We start from the raw sequence: 15,861 nt of genomic DNA, 5'->3' as shown, positions 1-15,861 counted from the left end.
TCATGTGATGCCTATGGCTTTTACCAGCATGGTGGCAAAGGAGCCTGGCGGCAGGGTGAACTTTAGATTGAATTTGATAAAGCCCGGGTAGATGTCGTCGTCTTCGAAGGGACCGATGTATAGGTTTTCGGGGAATATGATTGCCGGTCGGAGGAAGGATTTGAAAAAGGACTTCCTTATTTTTTTTAAATTGAAGTCCGAAGGTTTCACTTCTCTTTGGGAAAGGACCTCGTTTACGGCCCTGTCGATATGCGGCGACGTTTTGGGTATGCTGTAGGATACTGTGGGAATCTCCATTTTTTCTAAGGTTTTTAAGTTTTCCGGTGTAAGGGTCTTGTAAAAGTAGTAGTCCATTATCTTGCCCTTTACTTCAAAGAGTTCGTCGGCATGAGACAAAAGTATGCGCTCCAGTACTTTGTTCCACAGAAAGCTCTGATACGCGGAAAAGTGCATGCTCAGGGTTTCCTTGGGGATGGCGTTTATGGCTTCTATGAGGTGCTGTTTGCTTTTTCCGGTGGAAAGAATCTCCATTATATCCCTTTCTGCCTTTGTGCGGCAGAGGGGCAGGATTTCCCGGAAGTTTCCCCAGAGCTCTGTTATTTTTTTCTTGCGCTCTTTTTCTTGTTTTTTGTCCTCGGGGTGGGCGGTGGTGAAGAACAGCTTCAGGGCACCGTTGTACTGCTTTTTTATTATGCGCTCAGCCAGGATTTCGCTGGGGTTTCCTATACTGCCGAAGCGCTGGTCGTCAAAGTAGTTGGGAAAACCGTATCTCTCTATTTCCTGCAGGCGCTGCTCGACAGCGCCTCTTTCTTCGGGCTTTATCTTGCGCAGGGTGAGCTCGAAGTAGTTGCCCCGCAGGATGGCCGGGGATACAAAATCGTCGGCGAAGCCTTCAAAGGTGAGCTCCACGTTGGGCTGTCCGAACTTTAGTTCATGCTCGCGGGGCACGGAGATGTATTGATATGTGACGGCGTGCCTGTCCTTTCTGCCGCCGGAGCCTATGATGGCCATGGGGATGTGGTTTTCCCGGGCGATGTAGAGCAGCGCGTCCATGGTGTTCCAGTGGCGCTTTTTTAGTCGGTAGATGCGGTATCTGCCGCCGGATGTATATTTTAAATCTATGAGTTCTTTCACTATGAAGTCCTCAGGAATGACTTTTATCTTCAAAATTCATCCTTCCAATCTTCTTTTAAATTTTGTATAAACTCTTTTTGCATACTGTTATATATTCGGGCTTCATCCAGTAAAGTTATATTATTCTCAAACAATATGGCTATGTCTATATCGCTGATTTTTTCAAGAAAGTCGTTTTCTACAAAGGAACCGAAGACTGCAGCCAGCAAAATGTTGGGGTCTTTTTTTGAAGTAATTGATTAAATCCTGATTACCTATCACATTAATAGACTTCATAAGAAAGCCCCTTTCTTTATTTTCATTTTTTTTCCTTTTTCATCATATCATACGCGCTTTTGGACTGCAATTGCAGTGATAAAATTCGGCGTTCTCATGGACCTGGCCCGATTGGGATTATTTTTTTTGGGATGAATATGCCCACCGGCTCCGATTGGGATGTTTTTTGATTCAATCCGGGCCGGATGGATTTTATTACAGGCCCGGTGGGGGCGATTCGGCCGTTTTTTGCACGGGAGCGGATGCCGAAAGGCTGCCGCCCGGCTTTTTTGTTTTTTCCGGCGGCGTCGTATAATCAAAGCGTAATCGGACAGCCCCGGAAGGACGGGCGGCCGAAAGGTGAAATGAAGGCCGCCTGAGCCTGAGGGAATTGCGGCAGGCGGTCTAAGTGTAAACGTAGGCCACTCGAGCCTGAAAAAACGGCGGGCGGCCGGGAGAGATTTCCAGGGCCGCTGGCCGGTAAAGGGGAGAAAAGTTCCTGCAGGCGTCACATCTCCCAGGACGAAGGTTTTTTTAAGGCCGGGGCTGGCGAAAGGGAGAGGAGGTGAAGTTGCATGGCGGTAGTAGTGACTCCCGTGGATTCCAGTCTCCAGATCATAGTTCAGACCGGAGTCGACGAGAACAACAAACCGGTGCTGAAAACCAGGTCTTACACCAGAGTGAAGACCGACGCAGCTGATCAGGATCTGCTGGATGTGGCAAAGCAGCTGGCAGGGCTTCAGGCTCATCCGGTGAATTCCATCCGCCGGGTGATGGAGACCGAACTGGTCGAGCAAGGTTAATGTAGGCTGGGCTTGATGCTCCACGGCCTGCGGGAAGCCGGGATTTGGCCGGAATGAATCTGGCTGGGAGACGCAATCCTGACGGGCTTTGCCGGCACGGATGTTAGAGCAATCAGTTAGGCAGTGTATGCCCGGCCGATCTGGCTTATCGCGGGCCCAGATTTTCGAAAAGGAGGTGAAACTGCATGGCAAAAAGCCTTGAGATGGTTTTCCAGAACGCTGCGGGGAAAAACGCCAGGATTTCCGTGGCGGACCCCAAGGACAACCTGACCGCCGCCGAGGTTCAGGCCGCAATGGATGCTATACTGGCGAAAAACATCTTCAACACCACCGGCGGAGATATCGTAAAAGCAGTGAGCGCCGCCATCGTGTCCAGGGAAGTGACCGAAATCATTTCTCAGGGTTAGGTTCGAGATTCGGGGCGGGGCCTGCGGGCTGAATATATGGGGCTCCGTTCCCGAGATTAGAAATTCGAGGTTCGATTAAGTAGGAATCCGGAAATACCGGATTCCTGCGTTAATGTGAGTCAGGGCGTTAAAATATGAATCATGGAAACTTATGCCGGATAAAATTGAGCTTTAAGGCGATTTTTTTCATCAGATCAATTTTGATTTAGTGTAGGAGGAGGGGATTCTCATGCAGGAAATCGTAGCTCAGGTGGCCAATGTGGGTTTTCCAATAGTGGTCTCCATCTACCTGCTGGTGCGGGTGGAAGCCAAGATGGAAAGCCTCACCAACAGCATCAATGAGCTGGCAAAGGTGATTTCAAAATTGGAACCCCGAAGCTGATTATTTAATCCCGGCGTCGATTTGCGCGGCTATTCACACCGGCCTGCGGACATTTAACTTAAAATCAAAATTTATTTGGGGGGTTGAAAGTATGGAAAGGCTGTATCCAAGGTTTATTGTAATCCATCACACCGCCGGGCACGACGTCCCGTCTCTCGAAATAGACGCGTATCATGCCCGAAGGGGGTTTGGGGTGATCGTGGCGGAGCCGAAACGTCTGGTGGAAGAATATGTCGATAGGGGATTTGAGCGCGCCGAAGGAGGGGTGGTGATACATATAGGCTATCATTACCTTATCCGGGCCGACGGGAGTGTGGAAAAGGGGCGGCCGGACTTTGTGCAGGGGGCCCACTGCAGCTCTTCGGGAATGAATTTTAAATCCCTGGGGGTGGCCCTCACGGGAAATTTTGATTCCATCGACAATCCCGATGGCGAGAAGGGGCATACAGAGCCCACCGCGGCGCAGATGAAATCCCTTCGAAATTTGCTGGATTATCTTGCGGATATATATCAGATACCTAGAAGCGGTATCATTAGGCATTGCGATGTGGCAGGTGCCGCCACCCGCTGTCCCGGGGACAGGTTTGCGCTGTGAATGTTTGAGTCAGGGGATTGAGTCAGGGGACGGTTCCTTGACTCACTTTGGTGAGTCAAGGAACCGTCCCCTGACTCAATCCCCTGACTCAATGGCTTATGTGGGTCTTGACATCGAACTTATGTTCGTATTATAATATTTTTGATTATACGAACATTTGTTTGTGGTACTTCTGCTTATGAATAGGCGGCAAAAAAGTTGCGGTGTTGGGCCTCTTTTGCGGGAAAGCGACTTAAACCAAAATCATATCTTAGTTTAATAATCGGGGGTGTTATTCATGGTGATAGAAGATATGCTGGAGCTTGGTGTGGCAGCTATACTTCCGGTTTATGAAGGCGGCAACGTCACAAGGCTCATCGCTTCCGACGGCACGGAAATGATGGACTCGAGGACCTGCAGGACCGTTTTGAAGTATTTCGCAAGGTTGTTCGGCATAGACCTTCCCGCCGTAAGGGAGTCTTACGGGAGGGCCATAAATAAAAGGCACGCCGTCCCCATACCTTTTGGGGCAAATATGATCCTCATGCCGGTAAAAATCAGGGAAAAGCCGCTGGGGGAAAACGATGGGACTTTCGGGTATGTGAATTTCAGGGAGGTTCTGCAGATTGAGGATGAAAGCGGCAGGTCTTCCCGCATGGTATTGAGATGCGGCAAGGCCGTGGACATACTGGCGAGCAGGGCTACTGTGCTGGAGTACATGAAAAATGCCCGCCTGGTGGAAAGCCTTTACATGGACAGACATTTCCATGGTGTCCCGGCGGACTGCAAAGGTACGGGAAGCGACGCTGCAGAGGTGAAAGATGCTTCTTTTTACTCCCCTCTCAGGCAGGAGCAGGATCTTGTGCGGGAAAGCAGGGAAGATTTGCGATTTTTGCAGGAAAAGGGCTTTTTGCAGGAGAATCCGCAGGATCATGATGATTTGCTGCGGATATATTTGATGGAGCTTCTGGTAAAGGTGCTTCTGCAGCGCAAGAACGACAAAAATTCCAATTAATCGGGCGGCGTCTAATACAGTTCCGGGCGGCGGTCTTCAAATATGGTTATCTTTTGACGGGCATGGTCTATGCGGGAAAGGTCCAGGGTTGCGGTGAGCACTTCCTGTTTATCGCTCCCCTCCAGCAGTACCTCTCCCCAGGGGTCCACCACCAGGGACATGCCGGGGAATTCCTCTTTTCCGTCTTTCCCCGCCCGGTTGACCGCTACCACAAAAAACTGGTTTTCGATGGCCCTGACTATGTTTAAAAGTTTCCAGTGCACCTCCCGGGGCCTGGGCCACTGGGCTGGCACAAACAGCACTTTTGCTCCCAGAAGGGCCAGTTTTCTAACAAACTCCGGAAACCGCAAATCATAGCATATGATTATCCCGCAGGGGATACCGTCGAGCTCGAAGGTTACCGCTTCGGTGCCGGGTAAAATGTATCTGTCCTCTTCCATCAGGCGGAAGCGGTGCACCTTGTCATAGCGGGCGACTATCTCCCCTTCCCTGTTGATGACATAGGAGGAGTTAAACACTCCTTCTTTTTTGTTCGAGCTGCTCTGAGTGCAGCCGGCGCCGGCTGCTTGAAAGTTGTCGATTGTGGAGCACTCATCCGCTTTGTCTGCGGTTCGGGCGCCTTCGTTTCTCACTATACCGGAACTCATCGCCCTCCTGTCGGCTATGGAGCCCGCCACGATGTTCACCCTGTTTTTGCCTGCCACCTCCTGCAGCCAATCGATTGTGGGGCTGCCTTCCCGATCGGCGATGTCGCTTATCCTCGCCAGGTCATATCCCGTTGTCCACATCTCGGGAAGTACCAGCACATCCGGTTTTTTCCTCTGTTTCAACGCCTCTTTTATCATGGCTTCGGCCCGGCGGCGGTTCTGCTCCGGGTCTCCAAAGGCTACGTCCATCTGGAGAAGGGATACCTTGAGTTTTATTTCTTCAGACATTTCAAGCCCTCCTTTTAAGTGAGCCAGTTTGAGTCAGGGGACGGTTCCTTGACTCACCTAGGTGAGTCAAGGAACCGTCCCCTGACTCATTTTATTCGCTGGACAGTATTTCTGTCAATCTTTAAAATGCCGGCGATTTGTCGAACCGAAAGTTTTGACTTCTTCTTGAGATTTTTTATTAATTCTGTCCGTAAAAAGATATTTGATTTATTATGTATATCTTCCATTTTAATACTATTACTCCTGAGAAAATTATTTATAAATGCCACTGCTTCTTCTTCATTATTAATTGATTTTACTTCATTTTCTTCACTTTCTTCCGGCTCGTCGATAAAGTTTTCGTCAACATCGCTGTTATTTTTCGAAAATTCGATGAACTTCTTTATGGCTTCATCTTTGTCTTCTGAAAAATATCCGAGTATCGGCTCGCATTTTATAAATCCAAAAACGGCCGCATTGCTGTTAATGTAGGTATTATAACTGCTCCAGATATATTTTGAAGGATCTGTTGTTAAGCCTGCTTTGACCGGATTGTTATGTATGTATCTTACGACAGCGAGCAAATATCTTTCATCTTCGATCGCCTCGCTCTTGAATCTGTCCTGGAATAGATGCCCGACTCTCCCATGCCGCTTGTTGAAATAATAGACATAAGGAACATTTATGCATTTCATTATCCTTGAAATATTATCTTCGCCTTCATTTATCAAGAGGTGAACATGATTGCTCATCAAGCAAAAAGCATATATCATAAATTTTTTGTCCGAACTTTTTTTATCAATAATGTCGATAAATTTATTTCTGTCTTTATCGTCTATAAATATGCATTTCTTTTCATTGCCTCTTATCATGACATGGTAAACCTTGGTTTCACTTAATCTTCTGCAAACTCTTGGCATATTATTCCTCCTTTGCTTTTTATATTATATATCATAGGTAAATCATGAGTCAAGGAACCGTCCCCTGACTCAGGAAAAAGCATGGAACTTTTTATCATATTTTACGTCTAAATATTATAGAATGAAGAATAAGCCTTGGGGAGGGAGGTGTATAAATATCATTTTATCATTTACCGGGGTCAGAGATGGGATCGCATGAAGTAACATGAGTCAGAGAACCGTCCCCTGACTCACTGACTCACTTGATTTATTATTGTAAAAGGAGGCATTTTTGCAATGAAGAAGCTGAGATATTTTGCAGCGCTGGCATTGACTATTGTTTTTACCATTTCGGTATTCATCCCCGGCGCTTACGCCCAGGGGAATACCGCCTTTTCTCAGGAAAAGGCCATCGAGAAGATAAAGGGCATGTTTGACACTTCCGGTTACGATGTGTTTAACATCAATTACAATGAGGATAATGATAGGAAGATATGGAACTTGAACTGGTCGAATTCCAAGGAGCCTTACGGCAGCTTGAATGCTTCAATAGATGCCGATACGGGTGATATTCTGAACCTAAATTTTTACAAAGGCTCTGATTCCAACCAGAAACCTTCACTTATACCAAAGGTGTCTGAGGAAGAAGCACGGAAAATCGCCGAAGATTTTGCAAAAAAACACCAGCCAGAAGAATTTGCAAAGACTATATACCGCAAGCAGCAGGAGCCAATCTACAGGCCTCTGATAAACCGTTACCAGCAGGATTATTCATTCAATTTCGTCAGGGTTGTAAAGGACATCCCGGTAGAGGGCGACGGGTTTTACATCGACGTAAGCGCCAGCACCGGTGAAATCGAGAGTTACAGCTTCAGTTGGTCCTATGATGAGCTGCCGCCATCTGACAATATAATCTCAATGGAAGAAGCGGAAAAGATATTTAAGAATAAAGCCGGGCTGAAGCTGGAATATAAAAGATATTTTAATTATAATACTAGAGAAGACAATGTAAAATTGGTATACACCATCGACAATCCTAAGTCGGTGCTCATAGACGCAGTTTCCGGCGAATTTATGGATAATGCGAATTATGGTCCTTATTATAGAGGCATGGGCAGTGACGATTCTTATATGAAATCCGCCGCAAAACAGGAACTCACTCCACAGGAGCAGAAGGAAGTTGAAGCCACCAAAAACTGTATCACTAAAGAGGCGGCAGTGAAAGTCGTCCAGAAATATCTGACCATCCCCGAAGGTTATGAGCAGAATTACGCCAATCTCTACGAGGATTATGACAATCCCGGGCAGAAGGTGTGGAACCTGAGTTGGAATAAAAAATCCGAAGACAAGAGCGGATACGGAACAATTACTGCCAGAGTAGATGCTACATCATCCGATCTGTTGAGTTTTTATATTTGGGATGACAGCATGAACAGCAGCGATTTTACCCAGAAGTATGACAGGTCTGCTGCACAGAAGATTGCGGAGAACTTTCTGAACAAGATACAGCCGGAAAAAATGGCCAGCATAAAGCTGGAGGAAACAGACAATCAAGAACACCCCGAAAAAATCAGGGAGCATTATTTCAGATTCACTAGGCTGGTTGGAGATATACCTTACCCCAATAACGGGTTTTCGATTTCGGTGGATGCCGTTACCGGTAAGATAACAATCTACGACATGAGCTGGCAGGAAAGAAATTTCCCGAAGGCTGACGGCGCAATTTCAAAAGAAGACGCAGAAGCCGGTTTTTTGCGGGACACCGGGCTTGAGCTTTCATATGTCAGGGTGTACAGTGAAAAAATGGATAAAAACAGGTTCTATCTTGTCTATAAGCTTTCGCCTTCGGCCTCGTATACATTCGATGCTTTTAACTTAAAACCGCTCGATTATCAGGGAAACCCCATCCAAGAGCATAACGAATCCGTTACCTCATTCACGGATATTAAGGGTCACTGGGCAGAAGGCGATATACAGCTTCTTGTGGACATGGGCATAATACAGTCTCGAGAAGACAGATTCCGCCCCGATGATGTCATAAGCCAGGGAGAGTTTATAAGGCTTTTGATGATGGCCACAGGCCGCGGCCCGATAAATAACGATATAGTTCTGAATAATGCCGCACAGTCCGATGAAGATTCAGGCAGCGTTCAAGATTACATCGATGCAGCCATAAAGGCGGGCATTGTGAAGCAGGGCGAGGTGGACGCTCAAAGGCCCTTGTCCAGGGAAAAGATGGCCGCTTTTGTAGTGAGGGCTCTTGGATTCGAGAAGGTAGCGTCAATCAACAGTATCTACACCGTTCCCGCAAAGGATGCATCAGCCATAACGCCAGCCTATAAGGGTCATGCGGCCATAGCCATGGGACTTTCACTTATCACCGGCATCGACGGCAGGTTTGAGCCCCGGGGCAGCGTCACCCGCGCCCAGGCGGCGGTGGTGCTGGTGAGGATGTTGAAGATGGAAAAGTAAGTCAAAGTAAGCCGGGAAAGTTTTGAGTCAGGGTTGAGTCAGGGGAGGATTGACTCAGACTCACTCATTTTTTTATCACTACGCCCTTCATGTGGTCGCCGTCGAGAAATACATCGAACTTGCCTTCATAGACCCATACAGCTTTATGGCCGGTGGCCTTTCTGGGAGCGTTTTTGAACCAGTCGAAGTTTATTATGTTGGTTTCCAGGTTGTCAAACACGGGCATGTAGAGGATGCCGTCCACGTCCAGGTCCGCGAAGAAGTGGGTGCCGTAGGAAAGCTCCGGCGTGAAGTTTTTGCGCTGGATGCCGACTTCCACCAGCATGCCGCAGTTTGCGATTTCGTTGTAGTTCACAGGAACGCCCAGTGCCGGGTTGCTGGAACCCCAGCGCCCGGGGCCCACCAGTATGTATTTTTCTCCGGCAAGCACGTCGTTCACCTTGCCCACTTCCCGGGCGATGGCGTGTTTGTCGGGGCTTTTGTAAAATTCGTCATGGTCAACGTACACCAGGTATTTTACGCCCCGCAGCACGCCGTTGGTGAGCATGTGGTCTCCGGACAGGAGAATGTCCTCGGGTTTTATGTCATCGGGTATTTTTATTTTCCTGTACTCTTCCCAGCTGGAAAGGGGCCGCACCTGGAGAAGGGCAAATCTGGGGTCTTCAGGCTCGTAGGCCCATTCCACATCCACCGCTATGCCCATGGCGTCTTCCAGCACTTCAAACAGATACTTCATGAGCTCGAAAAACCGCGGCCTGTAAGACGGAAATCTGTCGAAAGTGAAAATTATCTTTTCTCCCGGCCGGGGACCGGCAAACACGGGCGAAAGGTCGTTTACCATGTTTTCTGTGGTTGAATAAATGGACGCTAGGCGGTAAAAATTGCTGTGGTATTTTACTATATCAAGCCTCTCATTTATGTTATAGGATTCGAGCTGCCCCGTTTCCATATTGAGCATGTCAAAAGTCTCCTGGGAATACTTGGCGATCTCCTGAGCATTATTACCTTCGGGCCGCAGGCTCAGGTTTGTCAGGGAAAAGGTCCTGGCATAGCCCCTGGAGGTGCTCTTGGTGCCGAGGCCGAACACCACCCTGACCACTCCGTCTTCTTTTCTTATCCTTTCGGTAAAGCGGCGGTAATTTTCGGAAAACCCCACTCCCGCCACTTCGGGATAAAAGCCGGCACCCCGCCTTTTTCCGAAAAGCTCCTGGATGATAACCGCCATTCTTTCTTCGGAAAGGGCGTGCTTTTTTCTGTATACTACGGCGTTTTTGCCGTAGGTGCTGGCATAGATCTGCTTTATGGCTGAGATGAGCTGGGAGAGCCTTTCTTCCATGGTGCCGGTGTTGGGGATAAAGGTGGTGAAGTACTTTCCGGCAAAGGAGAAGCGCACGCTGTCTTCCAGCATTGAAGATGACCTTATGGCCAGGGGACATGTAAGTTCACGGAGGATATTCTCAAACTGCCCCCGGGCTTCTTTTGAAAATTCTCCGTCAAAAATGGCCTGGCGAATCTTATCTATGTCGTTGGGAGATTCTTCTATGATAAGGTCTATCTCGTTTTGGGCAAGATAATCGTCGTACATGCTGGAAGCGATGAAATAACTTTCGGGAATGACAACGTTTTTTAAAATATCATCATCTTTCTGTTTTAACACCATGCTTGAATAAAGCAAGCCTTTAGCCTTCCCGCCTATGCTTCCGGTGCCAATGGTCCTTTTTCGAAATTCCGGATATTTCAAAGGGTCGAAGGCTATGTATTCCTTGATTTTGTCGTTCCACTTGGCCATAAGTACCCACCTCCGGTTATATGGTTAAAAAACGTAAAATGGCGCATGTTAATGCCACCGCAGTTTTTTGTGCGGCGCTGCCACAGCTTTTCGTGCATCAGGCACTGCAGCTTTTTGTGCGGCGCTGCTATAGTTTTTTATGCAGTAGCCGCCACGTTCATCTTTTATTATATCATCATCAAACAAAATTTAAATTATTTTAATAAGGTTTTAATTCGGTAACTTCCGGAGTGTGTCAATGGAACCTTCCCAGTGACACGGGAAAATTTTTTTGAAAAAGGGGTGCATATTTTTGATGTCGCGGGGCAACATAATAGTGAGGGTTCGCAGTGGCCGAGCCAAGACTGTCGGAAGATCCCCGTCGGGTTTTCCGACAGTCGGCCAAAGGTCTGTGCCGGGTCTTGGGGCTCGGCACAGGCCGGCGGGCAGAGTGTCATGCGTCCTGTAAGGCTTCGTGGCAGCCCAACTGCTGTCACGTGGTCAAAAGGGATGCAGGGCATTCGAGCAAAGATCGTCGTGGGTTCCGCAGATTTTTACAATATTGAGTATTTTTATAATACTTATATTGTAATAATTGGAGATCTGGGGCAGCCGGGAGGTTGCCGCAGGTTTCTAAGGGACTCTCGATGGTCGAGCACAGGTTGTTGCGGGTTTCGTAATGGTCTATTGCAGCCGAAAGGCTGCAGTGGGCTATGCAGTGATCCGTGACAGCTGCAGCGCAGGTCACTGCGGGCTCTTTTTGTTGTCCGGCGGGTTCGGGATGAGTCAGGGGAGTGAGTCAGGGGACGGTTCCTTGACTCAACAAGTTGAGTCAAGGAACCGTCCCCTGACTCATTTTTGTAAGCCGGCGACCTTTCAAAGGTGCCGGCAAGGATGTGTCACACAGTACCGCCGCATGAATCAGACGACGGAGGGTTCGAATATGAGTTCTCCTCTCTTGAATCTTCCTACGTCCAGCTTGTCGATGGGCAGGGTGGTGGGGAGGCCCAGGATGTATTCGGCCATAAGCTGACCCGTGATGGGGCCGAACATGAAGCCGTGGCCGGAAAATCCCGTGGCAAGGTAAATTCCCTCCACTTCTTCGGCCCTGCCCAGGATGGGCTGGGCATCCGGAGACATCTCGTAAAGGCCCGCCCACTGGCGCACTATGCGCACGTTTTTCATGTAGGGCAGGTAGCGGGTGGCTTTCTGACACATGGTCTCCACGAATTCCCAGGTGGATGTGACCTTATGCTCCGGTGGCTCGTCCTTGCCGAAGCCCATGATGAATTCTCCTCCGGGCTCCTGCTGCAGGTAGATATTTCCGGCAAAGGACATGAGCATTGGCCCCAGGATGGGATTTACCGGCTCCGTCACCAGGATCTGGTGGCGTTCTGGCCTCACCGGCACATCACAGCCCGCCATTTCTCCCACCTGTTTTGACCAGGCTCCGGCCGCTATGACTATCTTGTCGGTGGAAATATATCCTTTATTTGTCTGAACACCTCTCACCCGGCCTTCCACCACATCGATGCCGGTGGCTTCGGTATAGGTGTATATTTCAGCTCCATGCCTTTTGGCGGCTTCGGCGTAAGCCTGCATGGTCTTGAAGGGATTTGCATGACCATCCTTCTGGCAGAAGGTGCACGCCAAAATCCCCTCGATGTTGAGCTCGGGCACAATATCCAGGGCTTCCTGCGGGGTCAGCATCACCGATGGTATGCCCATGCTGTGCTGAAGCTCTATATTCTTCTTGAATTGTTCCACTTCCTTTTCGGTGATGGCCATCATCAGGTATCCGCCCTGCTTGAATTCGATGTCATCTTCAAAGTCCAGTATTTCATTGAGGTTCTCGAATATTTCGCAGGTGGCCTTGCCCAGGGCGCAGTTCATCTCGGTACCCCACTGCTGCCTTACGCCCGCACCGCAGCGCCCGGTGGAGCCGCTGAACAGGTAACTTTTTTCCAGGACAACGACATCTCTCATGCCCATGGATGCCAGATTAAAGGCTATAGACAAGCCGGAGATCCCGCCGCCTATTATAACCACCTCAGCTGTTTTCTTCATCTTCTATCCCTCCCAGTATCACCGACATTTTTACATTTTTCACCGGGGGCCTGAAAGTGGTTATCTTTATATCATTGGGATGGGTATTGGTGGCTTTTGCCAGCTCCGCCAGCAGCAGAGTCCTGCAGGTGCGGCCCTGGCACTGCCCCATGCCGCACCGGGTGATGCGTTTTATCTCATCCATGGAGGTATAACCTTTTGCGATGACGGCTTCTATATCTTCCAGGGTCACATCCTCACAACGGCATATGATGGTTTTGCTTTTCGTCATGACACATCGCCCCCTACCTTAATGTTCCTTACAACCATGGAAAGTTCTTTCGGAACTATCACGGTGATGACCGGAGTCCTGTCTTCATATTTTCCGTTTCTAACTTTCAACACTTTGCCCCTGCCTACTTTTGTTCCGCTGCGATCTAATAAATCCACTTCTTCCCCCTCCCGGGGAAGTGGCAAAAACTCGAATGGAAGCGAAACGGTGGCCTGGGTTTCGGAATAGGTCTCGTCTATGACAAATATGGCAAGACCCGGGCACTTGCTTATGCAAAGGCCGCATCCATTGCAGTTGTCGAAATTCACGGACGGAAGGTCATTGATATCCTCAAATTTTTGAATGGCTCCATGTTTGCAGGCCGTATAGCAAGGGTTGCACGGTATCTTCTGAAAACACTCTATCATCACCACCGGACCCTTTTTCCGCCTCTCTTCCGGCGGAATTCTTGTGGCCAGGTCTTCGGCGGTGGGAATTCCATTTGTGCAGAGCATCCTTTTTCCCTCCTTGATACTAATTATGATACCAGTTGAGCCAGACCCTGTCTAATCTTTTCACCCACAGGACCCGAGCGCAGACTTTCAAGTTGTTCCAGGGCTTCCCGCCTTTTTTCATTAAAGGTGCCGTTGTCATATCCCAGGCTCTTGGCGGCATTGAGGCCTGCCAGCCTGCCTTCTATCATGGCGCTGCTGGCCTCTTCCACGCCCGCCACATCGCCGGCCACATACACACCGGGTACGGTGGTTTCCATGTTTTCATTTCTGAGGGCTACGTGTCCTCCCAGCTGCGGTACATATTTCATCTTGCATCCCGCCTGCCACAATATCTCCGCCAGCGGGGAAAGTCCCACGGAAATGCATATTACATCTACTTTTAACACCTTTTCGGTCCCCGGTATGGGCTGCCATTTGTTGTCCACCTGCCAGATAACGGCTCTTTCCAGGGCTCCGGTAAGTTCATTGGCATAGGCTGCCTTTACGGTATAGGATGTCATTATGGGCACACCCAGGCGGGCCACTTTAGAGGCATGGACCCAGTATCCTCCGATGTTGGGAGCAGCATCGATGATGGCCTTTACATTGACTCCCGCCTGTATAAGCTGGTAGCTTACTATGAGGCCTATGTTTCCGGCTCCCACCATGAGCACATTTTCGCCGGGGACCACGCCGTGTTCGTTCATGAGGGTCTGTACCGCTCCGGCCCCGTATATGCCGGGCAGGTCGTTATTTTCAAAGGGCAGGAATTTCTCCGAGGCGCCGGTGGCCACTATCACTTTTTCGGGTTTTATTTTCACGAAGGTTTTTTCCTCAACTTCCACACCCAGAACTCCGTCATCGGGATAATACCCTATGACCGTGGAATCCAGCATGGTTTCAATCCTGGGGTTTTTGAGCACTTCGGCGGAGAGGATTTTTCCTATGTCTATACCTCTTATGGAAGCATATTCCTTCTCCGAACCGAAGAACATATGGGTCTGTTTCACCAGCTGGCCTCCCAGCCTGGAATTCCTGTCAATGAGGGTTACCCTGGCTCCCATTTCGGCAGCGGCCAGAGAAGCCATAAGACCTGCAGGCCCTCCGCCAATTACCGCTATCTCGGTTTTCTTCATTTGATATCACCTCTTCCCTTTTGCGTTTCTACAACCATGCCTTCCCGGAGCTTTTCTGTGCAAACCCTGACATTGGGCTCGCCGTTCACAGTCATAAGGCAGGACGAGCAGTTTCCTATGGCGCAGTAGAATCCCCTTGGCCTGTGCAGGTGCTTGCTGTAGCTCAAAACCCTCACGCCGTTGTCGTGGAGGGCTGCGGCTATGGGTTCTCCTTCGTATCCTTTCATTTTCTTGCCGTCGAAAGTAAATTCGACTTCCCTGCCTCTTTCAAAAGAAAGAATGGGGTGTTTTACTATTCGCATTTTTGTCCCTCCTTTGTAAATTTCAAGAAATATACAATAGTGAGATATTTGGAAATATATCACTCCTTTCCTTATATTTTGCGGATAATACTGGATAGTAACATGCATCCCCCCTTTTGCAGGATTTCTCCTCCCCGGTGCAAAGCAATTTGTGAATATTGTCACTTTATTTTCCCCTTCAGAATATCCCGGCGCAGGCTTTCCAGATGCAACGACATCCTGTACGCCGCATCAGCGCCGTTTCTTTTCACAATGGCTCTTACTATGTCGCTGTGCTGCTCACACAGCATAATCCAGTCGTCGTAATCCAGAATAGCTTTTTCCCGGAGGTCCCGGGTAAGAGTGAGCATGAAGTTCACCATTTCCCTGAGCATGAAGTTATGTGCCATCTCCGCCAGTGCTATGTGAAATGCCAGGTCCCGGTCCTTTTCCCTGTATTCGGCAAGGTTTGATCTGTTTCCATGAAACTCTTCATCAAGCGCCAGCAAGTTTTCCAACTCCTGATCCGTAGCCCTCTCCGCCGCAAGCCTGGCCACCCTTACCTCAACTATTTCCCTGGCCTCCACCACATCCACCAGAGCGAACCTCTCCAGGTCCATCGAAGTGCTTCCCTGAAGCTGGAAGCCGTCAACTTTTCTAAGGTAACGCCCGCCGCCGGGCTTGCTCTCCACAAGCCCACGTGACTCCAGCACTCTGAAGGCTTCCCGGAGCACCGCCCTGCTGACTCCAAGCTTTTCCATGAGTTCCCTTTCAGAAGGAAATTTATCGCCGGGCTTCATTTCCCCCAGGTCCACCATGTTTTTGATTTGTTCGATTATGGACTCGTAAAGTCTGACGTTTTTTACTTTCTGAAAATCCATTCCTACCTCCAATATCCGGGCTACTGGGTAACCCACTTTGTTATATATATTTCGATATTTTTTTCGAGATTCCTGTCTCTCGTAAAAATTTAATTAAATTTTTTAAAAGCTGATGAAATCTTGTTTTAT

General features: G+C 48.9%; 17 protein-coding genes. 6 read left to right on the top strand and 11 right to left on the bottom strand.

Features of this window, described 5'->3' with window-relative positions; translation table 11 throughout:
• Together truD and AC6I1H_RS13515 are read right to left on the bottom strand one after the other, a co-directional pair.
• Positions 1 to 1,167, bottom strand: coding sequence for a tRNA pseudouridine(13) synthase TruD (gene truD, locus AC6I1H_RS13520; protein WP_497738067.1), 1,167 nt, complete (start codon positions 1,165 to 1,167; stop codon positions 1 to 3).
• Positions 1,164 to 1,370, bottom strand: a complete 207-nt coding sequence (locus AC6I1H_RS13515; RefSeq protein WP_497740802.1) for a nucleotidyltransferase domain-containing protein — start codon at positions 1,368 to 1,370, stop codon at positions 1,164 to 1,166. Before AC6I1H_RS13515 ends, truD begins: the two co-directional genes overlap by 4 nt.
• Before the next feature lie 594 nt (positions 1,371 to 1,964).
• On the opposite strand from AC6I1H_RS13515, the gene AC6I1H_RS13510 reads away from it, so the two are divergent.
• From AC6I1H_RS13510 to AC6I1H_RS13490, 5 genes are all read left to right on the top strand, one after another.
• Entirely contained in the window at positions 1,965 to 2,192 is a 228-nt protein-coding gene (locus tag AC6I1H_RS13510) for a DUF1659 domain-containing protein (RefSeq protein ID WP_497738066.1), read from the top strand.
• A gap of 185 nt (positions 2,193 to 2,377) precedes the next feature.
• A complete protein-coding gene (locus AC6I1H_RS13505; protein ID WP_497738065.1) occupies positions 2,378 to 2,599 on the top strand; it encodes a DUF2922 domain-containing protein in 222 nt (73 codons plus the stop codon).
• Between the two features lie 229 nt (positions 2,600 to 2,828).
• On the top strand, positions 2,829 to 2,981 hold the full coding sequence (locus tag AC6I1H_RS13500) for a YvrJ family protein (RefSeq protein WP_497738064.1): 153 nt from the start codon (positions 2,829 to 2,831) through the stop codon (positions 2,979 to 2,981).
• 91 nt (positions 2,982 to 3,072) lie between these two features.
• A complete protein-coding gene (locus AC6I1H_RS13495; RefSeq protein WP_497738063.1) occupies positions 3,073 to 3,576 on the top strand; it encodes a peptidoglycan recognition protein family protein in 504 nt (167 codons plus the stop codon).
• Positions 3,577 to 3,853: 277 nt separating this feature from the next.
• Positions 3,854 to 4,570 carry a hypothetical protein gene (locus AC6I1H_RS13490; RefSeq protein WP_497738062.1) on the top strand — a complete coding sequence of 239 codons (717 nt, stop codon included), beginning with the start codon at positions 3,854 to 3,856 and terminating at the stop codon, positions 4,568 to 4,570.
• 11 nt (positions 4,571 to 4,581) lie between these two features.
• On the opposite strand, the gene AC6I1H_RS13485 is transcribed toward AC6I1H_RS13490, so the two are convergent.
• Both AC6I1H_RS13485 and AC6I1H_RS13480 read right to left on the bottom strand, forming a co-directional pair.
• On the bottom strand, positions 4,582 to 5,505 hold the full coding sequence (locus tag AC6I1H_RS13485) for a carbon-nitrogen family hydrolase (RefSeq protein ID WP_497738061.1): 924 nt from the start codon (positions 5,503 to 5,505) through the stop codon (positions 4,582 to 4,584).
• Positions 5,506 to 5,591: 86 nt separating this feature from the next.
• A complete protein-coding gene (locus AC6I1H_RS13480; protein WP_497738060.1) occupies positions 5,592 to 6,404 on the bottom strand; it encodes a transposase in 813 nt (270 codons plus the stop codon).
• A 276-nt stretch (positions 6,405 to 6,680) separates the two neighbouring features.
• Here AC6I1H_RS13480 and AC6I1H_RS13475 point away from each other — a divergent pair, with 276 nt between their 5' ends.
• The gene (locus tag AC6I1H_RS13475; RefSeq protein ID WP_497738059.1) at positions 6,681 to 8,855 is read left to right on the top strand and encodes a YcdB/YcdC domain-containing protein; all 2,175 of its coding nucleotides are present in this window, start codon (positions 6,681 to 6,683) and stop codon (positions 8,853 to 8,855) included.
• 64 nt (positions 8,856 to 8,919) lie between these two features.
• Here AC6I1H_RS13475 and AC6I1H_RS13470 read toward each other — a convergent pair whose 3' ends face one another.
• From AC6I1H_RS13470 to AC6I1H_RS13440, 7 genes are all read right to left on the bottom strand, one after another.
• Positions 8,920 to 10,644 (bottom strand): PEP/pyruvate-binding domain-containing protein, encoded by a 1,725-nt coding sequence (locus AC6I1H_RS13470; protein ID WP_497738058.1) that lies wholly within the window; start codon positions 10,642 to 10,644, stop codon positions 8,920 to 8,922.
• 900 nt (positions 10,645 to 11,544) lie between these two features.
• Complete coding sequence (locus AC6I1H_RS13465; protein ID WP_497738057.1) at positions 11,545 to 12,690, bottom strand: NAD(P)/FAD-dependent oxidoreductase; 1,146 nt, start codon at positions 12,688 to 12,690, stop codon at positions 11,545 to 11,547.
• Entirely contained in the window at positions 12,674 to 12,961 is a 288-nt protein-coding gene (locus tag AC6I1H_RS13460) for a (2Fe-2S)-binding protein (protein ID WP_497738056.1), read from the bottom strand. The genes AC6I1H_RS13465 and AC6I1H_RS13460 overlap by 17 nt, the downstream gene beginning before the upstream one ends.
• On the bottom strand, positions 12,958 to 13,455 hold the full coding sequence (locus AC6I1H_RS13455) for a 4Fe-4S binding protein (protein ID WP_497738055.1): 498 nt from the start codon (positions 13,453 to 13,455) through the stop codon (positions 12,958 to 12,960). Before AC6I1H_RS13455 ends, AC6I1H_RS13460 begins: the two co-directional genes overlap by 4 nt.
• 23 nt (positions 13,456 to 13,478) lie before the next feature.
• On the bottom strand, positions 13,479 to 14,570 hold the full coding sequence (locus AC6I1H_RS13450; protein WP_497738054.1) for an NAD(P)/FAD-dependent oxidoreductase: 1,092 nt from the start codon (positions 14,568 to 14,570) through the stop codon (positions 13,479 to 13,481).
• Complete coding sequence (locus tag AC6I1H_RS13445; RefSeq protein ID WP_497738053.1) at positions 14,567 to 14,872, bottom strand: (2Fe-2S)-binding protein; 306 nt, start codon at positions 14,870 to 14,872, stop codon at positions 14,567 to 14,569. Before AC6I1H_RS13445 ends, AC6I1H_RS13450 begins: the two co-directional genes overlap by 4 nt.
• A gap of 161 nt (positions 14,873 to 15,033) precedes the next feature.
• Complete coding sequence (locus tag AC6I1H_RS13440; RefSeq protein ID WP_497738052.1) at positions 15,034 to 15,732, bottom strand: FadR/GntR family transcriptional regulator; 699 nt, start codon at positions 15,730 to 15,732, stop codon at positions 15,034 to 15,036.
• Positions 15,733 to 15,861 lie beyond the last annotated feature (129 nt).

The organism is Biomaibacter sp. TOL (assembly GCF_059717795.1).
This window is presented reverse-complemented; position numbering and strand designations above follow the sequence as displayed.

What these genes read in the sequence shown, in the direction of transcription:
- AC6I1H_RS13510 (WP_497738066.1), top strand. Translation starts at nt 1,965, where the DNA reads ATGGCGGTAGTAGTGACTCCCGTGGATTCCAGTCTCCAGATCATAGTT.
- AC6I1H_RS13505 (WP_497738065.1), top strand. Translation starts at nt 2,378, where the DNA reads ATGGCAAAAAGCCTTGAGATGGTTTTCCAGAACGCTGCGGGGAAAAAC.
- AC6I1H_RS13500 (WP_497738064.1), top strand. Translation starts at nt 2,829, where the DNA reads ATGCAGGAAATCGTAGCTCAGGTGGCCAATGTGGGTTTTCCAATAGTG.
- AC6I1H_RS13495 (WP_497738063.1), top strand. Translation starts at nt 3,073, where the DNA reads ATGGAAAGGCTGTATCCAAGGTTTATTGTAATCCATCACACCGCCGGG.
- AC6I1H_RS13490 (WP_497738062.1), top strand. Translation starts at nt 3,854, where the DNA reads ATGGTGATAGAAGATATGCTGGAGCTTGGTGTGGCAGCTATACTTCCG.
- AC6I1H_RS13485 (WP_497738061.1), bottom strand. Translation starts at nt 5,505, where the DNA reads ATGTCTGAAGAAATAAAACTCAAGGTATCCCTTCTCCAGATGGACGTA.
- AC6I1H_RS13480 (WP_497738060.1), bottom strand. Translation starts at nt 6,404, where the DNA reads ATGCCAAGAGTTTGCAGAAGATTAAGTGAAACCAAGGTTTACCATGTC.
- AC6I1H_RS13475 (WP_497738059.1), top strand. Translation starts at nt 6,681, where the DNA reads ATGAAGAAGCTGAGATATTTTGCAGCGCTGGCATTGACTATTGTTTTT.
- AC6I1H_RS13470 (WP_497738058.1), bottom strand. Translation starts at nt 10,644, where the DNA reads ATGGCCAAGTGGAACGACAAAATCAAGGAATACATAGCCTTCGACCCT.
- AC6I1H_RS13465 (WP_497738057.1), bottom strand. Translation starts at nt 12,690, where the DNA reads ATGAAGAAAACAGCTGAGGTGGTTATAATAGGCGGCGGGATCTCCGGC.
- AC6I1H_RS13460 (WP_497738056.1), bottom strand. Translation starts at nt 12,961, where the DNA reads ATGACGAAAAGCAAAACCATCATATGCCGTTGTGAGGATGTGACCCTG.
- AC6I1H_RS13455 (WP_497738055.1), bottom strand. Translation starts at nt 13,455, where the DNA reads ATGCTCTGCACAAATGGAATTCCCACCGCCGAAGACCTGGCCACAAGA.
- AC6I1H_RS13450 (WP_497738054.1), bottom strand. Translation starts at nt 14,570, where the DNA reads ATGAAGAAAACCGAGATAGCGGTAATTGGCGGAGGGCCTGCAGGTCTT.
- AC6I1H_RS13445 (WP_497738053.1), bottom strand. Translation starts at nt 14,872, where the DNA reads ATGCGAATAGTAAAACACCCCATTCTTTCTTTTGAAAGAGGCAGGGAA.
- AC6I1H_RS13440 (WP_497738052.1), bottom strand. Translation starts at nt 15,732, where the DNA reads ATGGATTTTCAGAAAGTAAAAAACGTCAGACTTTACGAGTCCATAATC.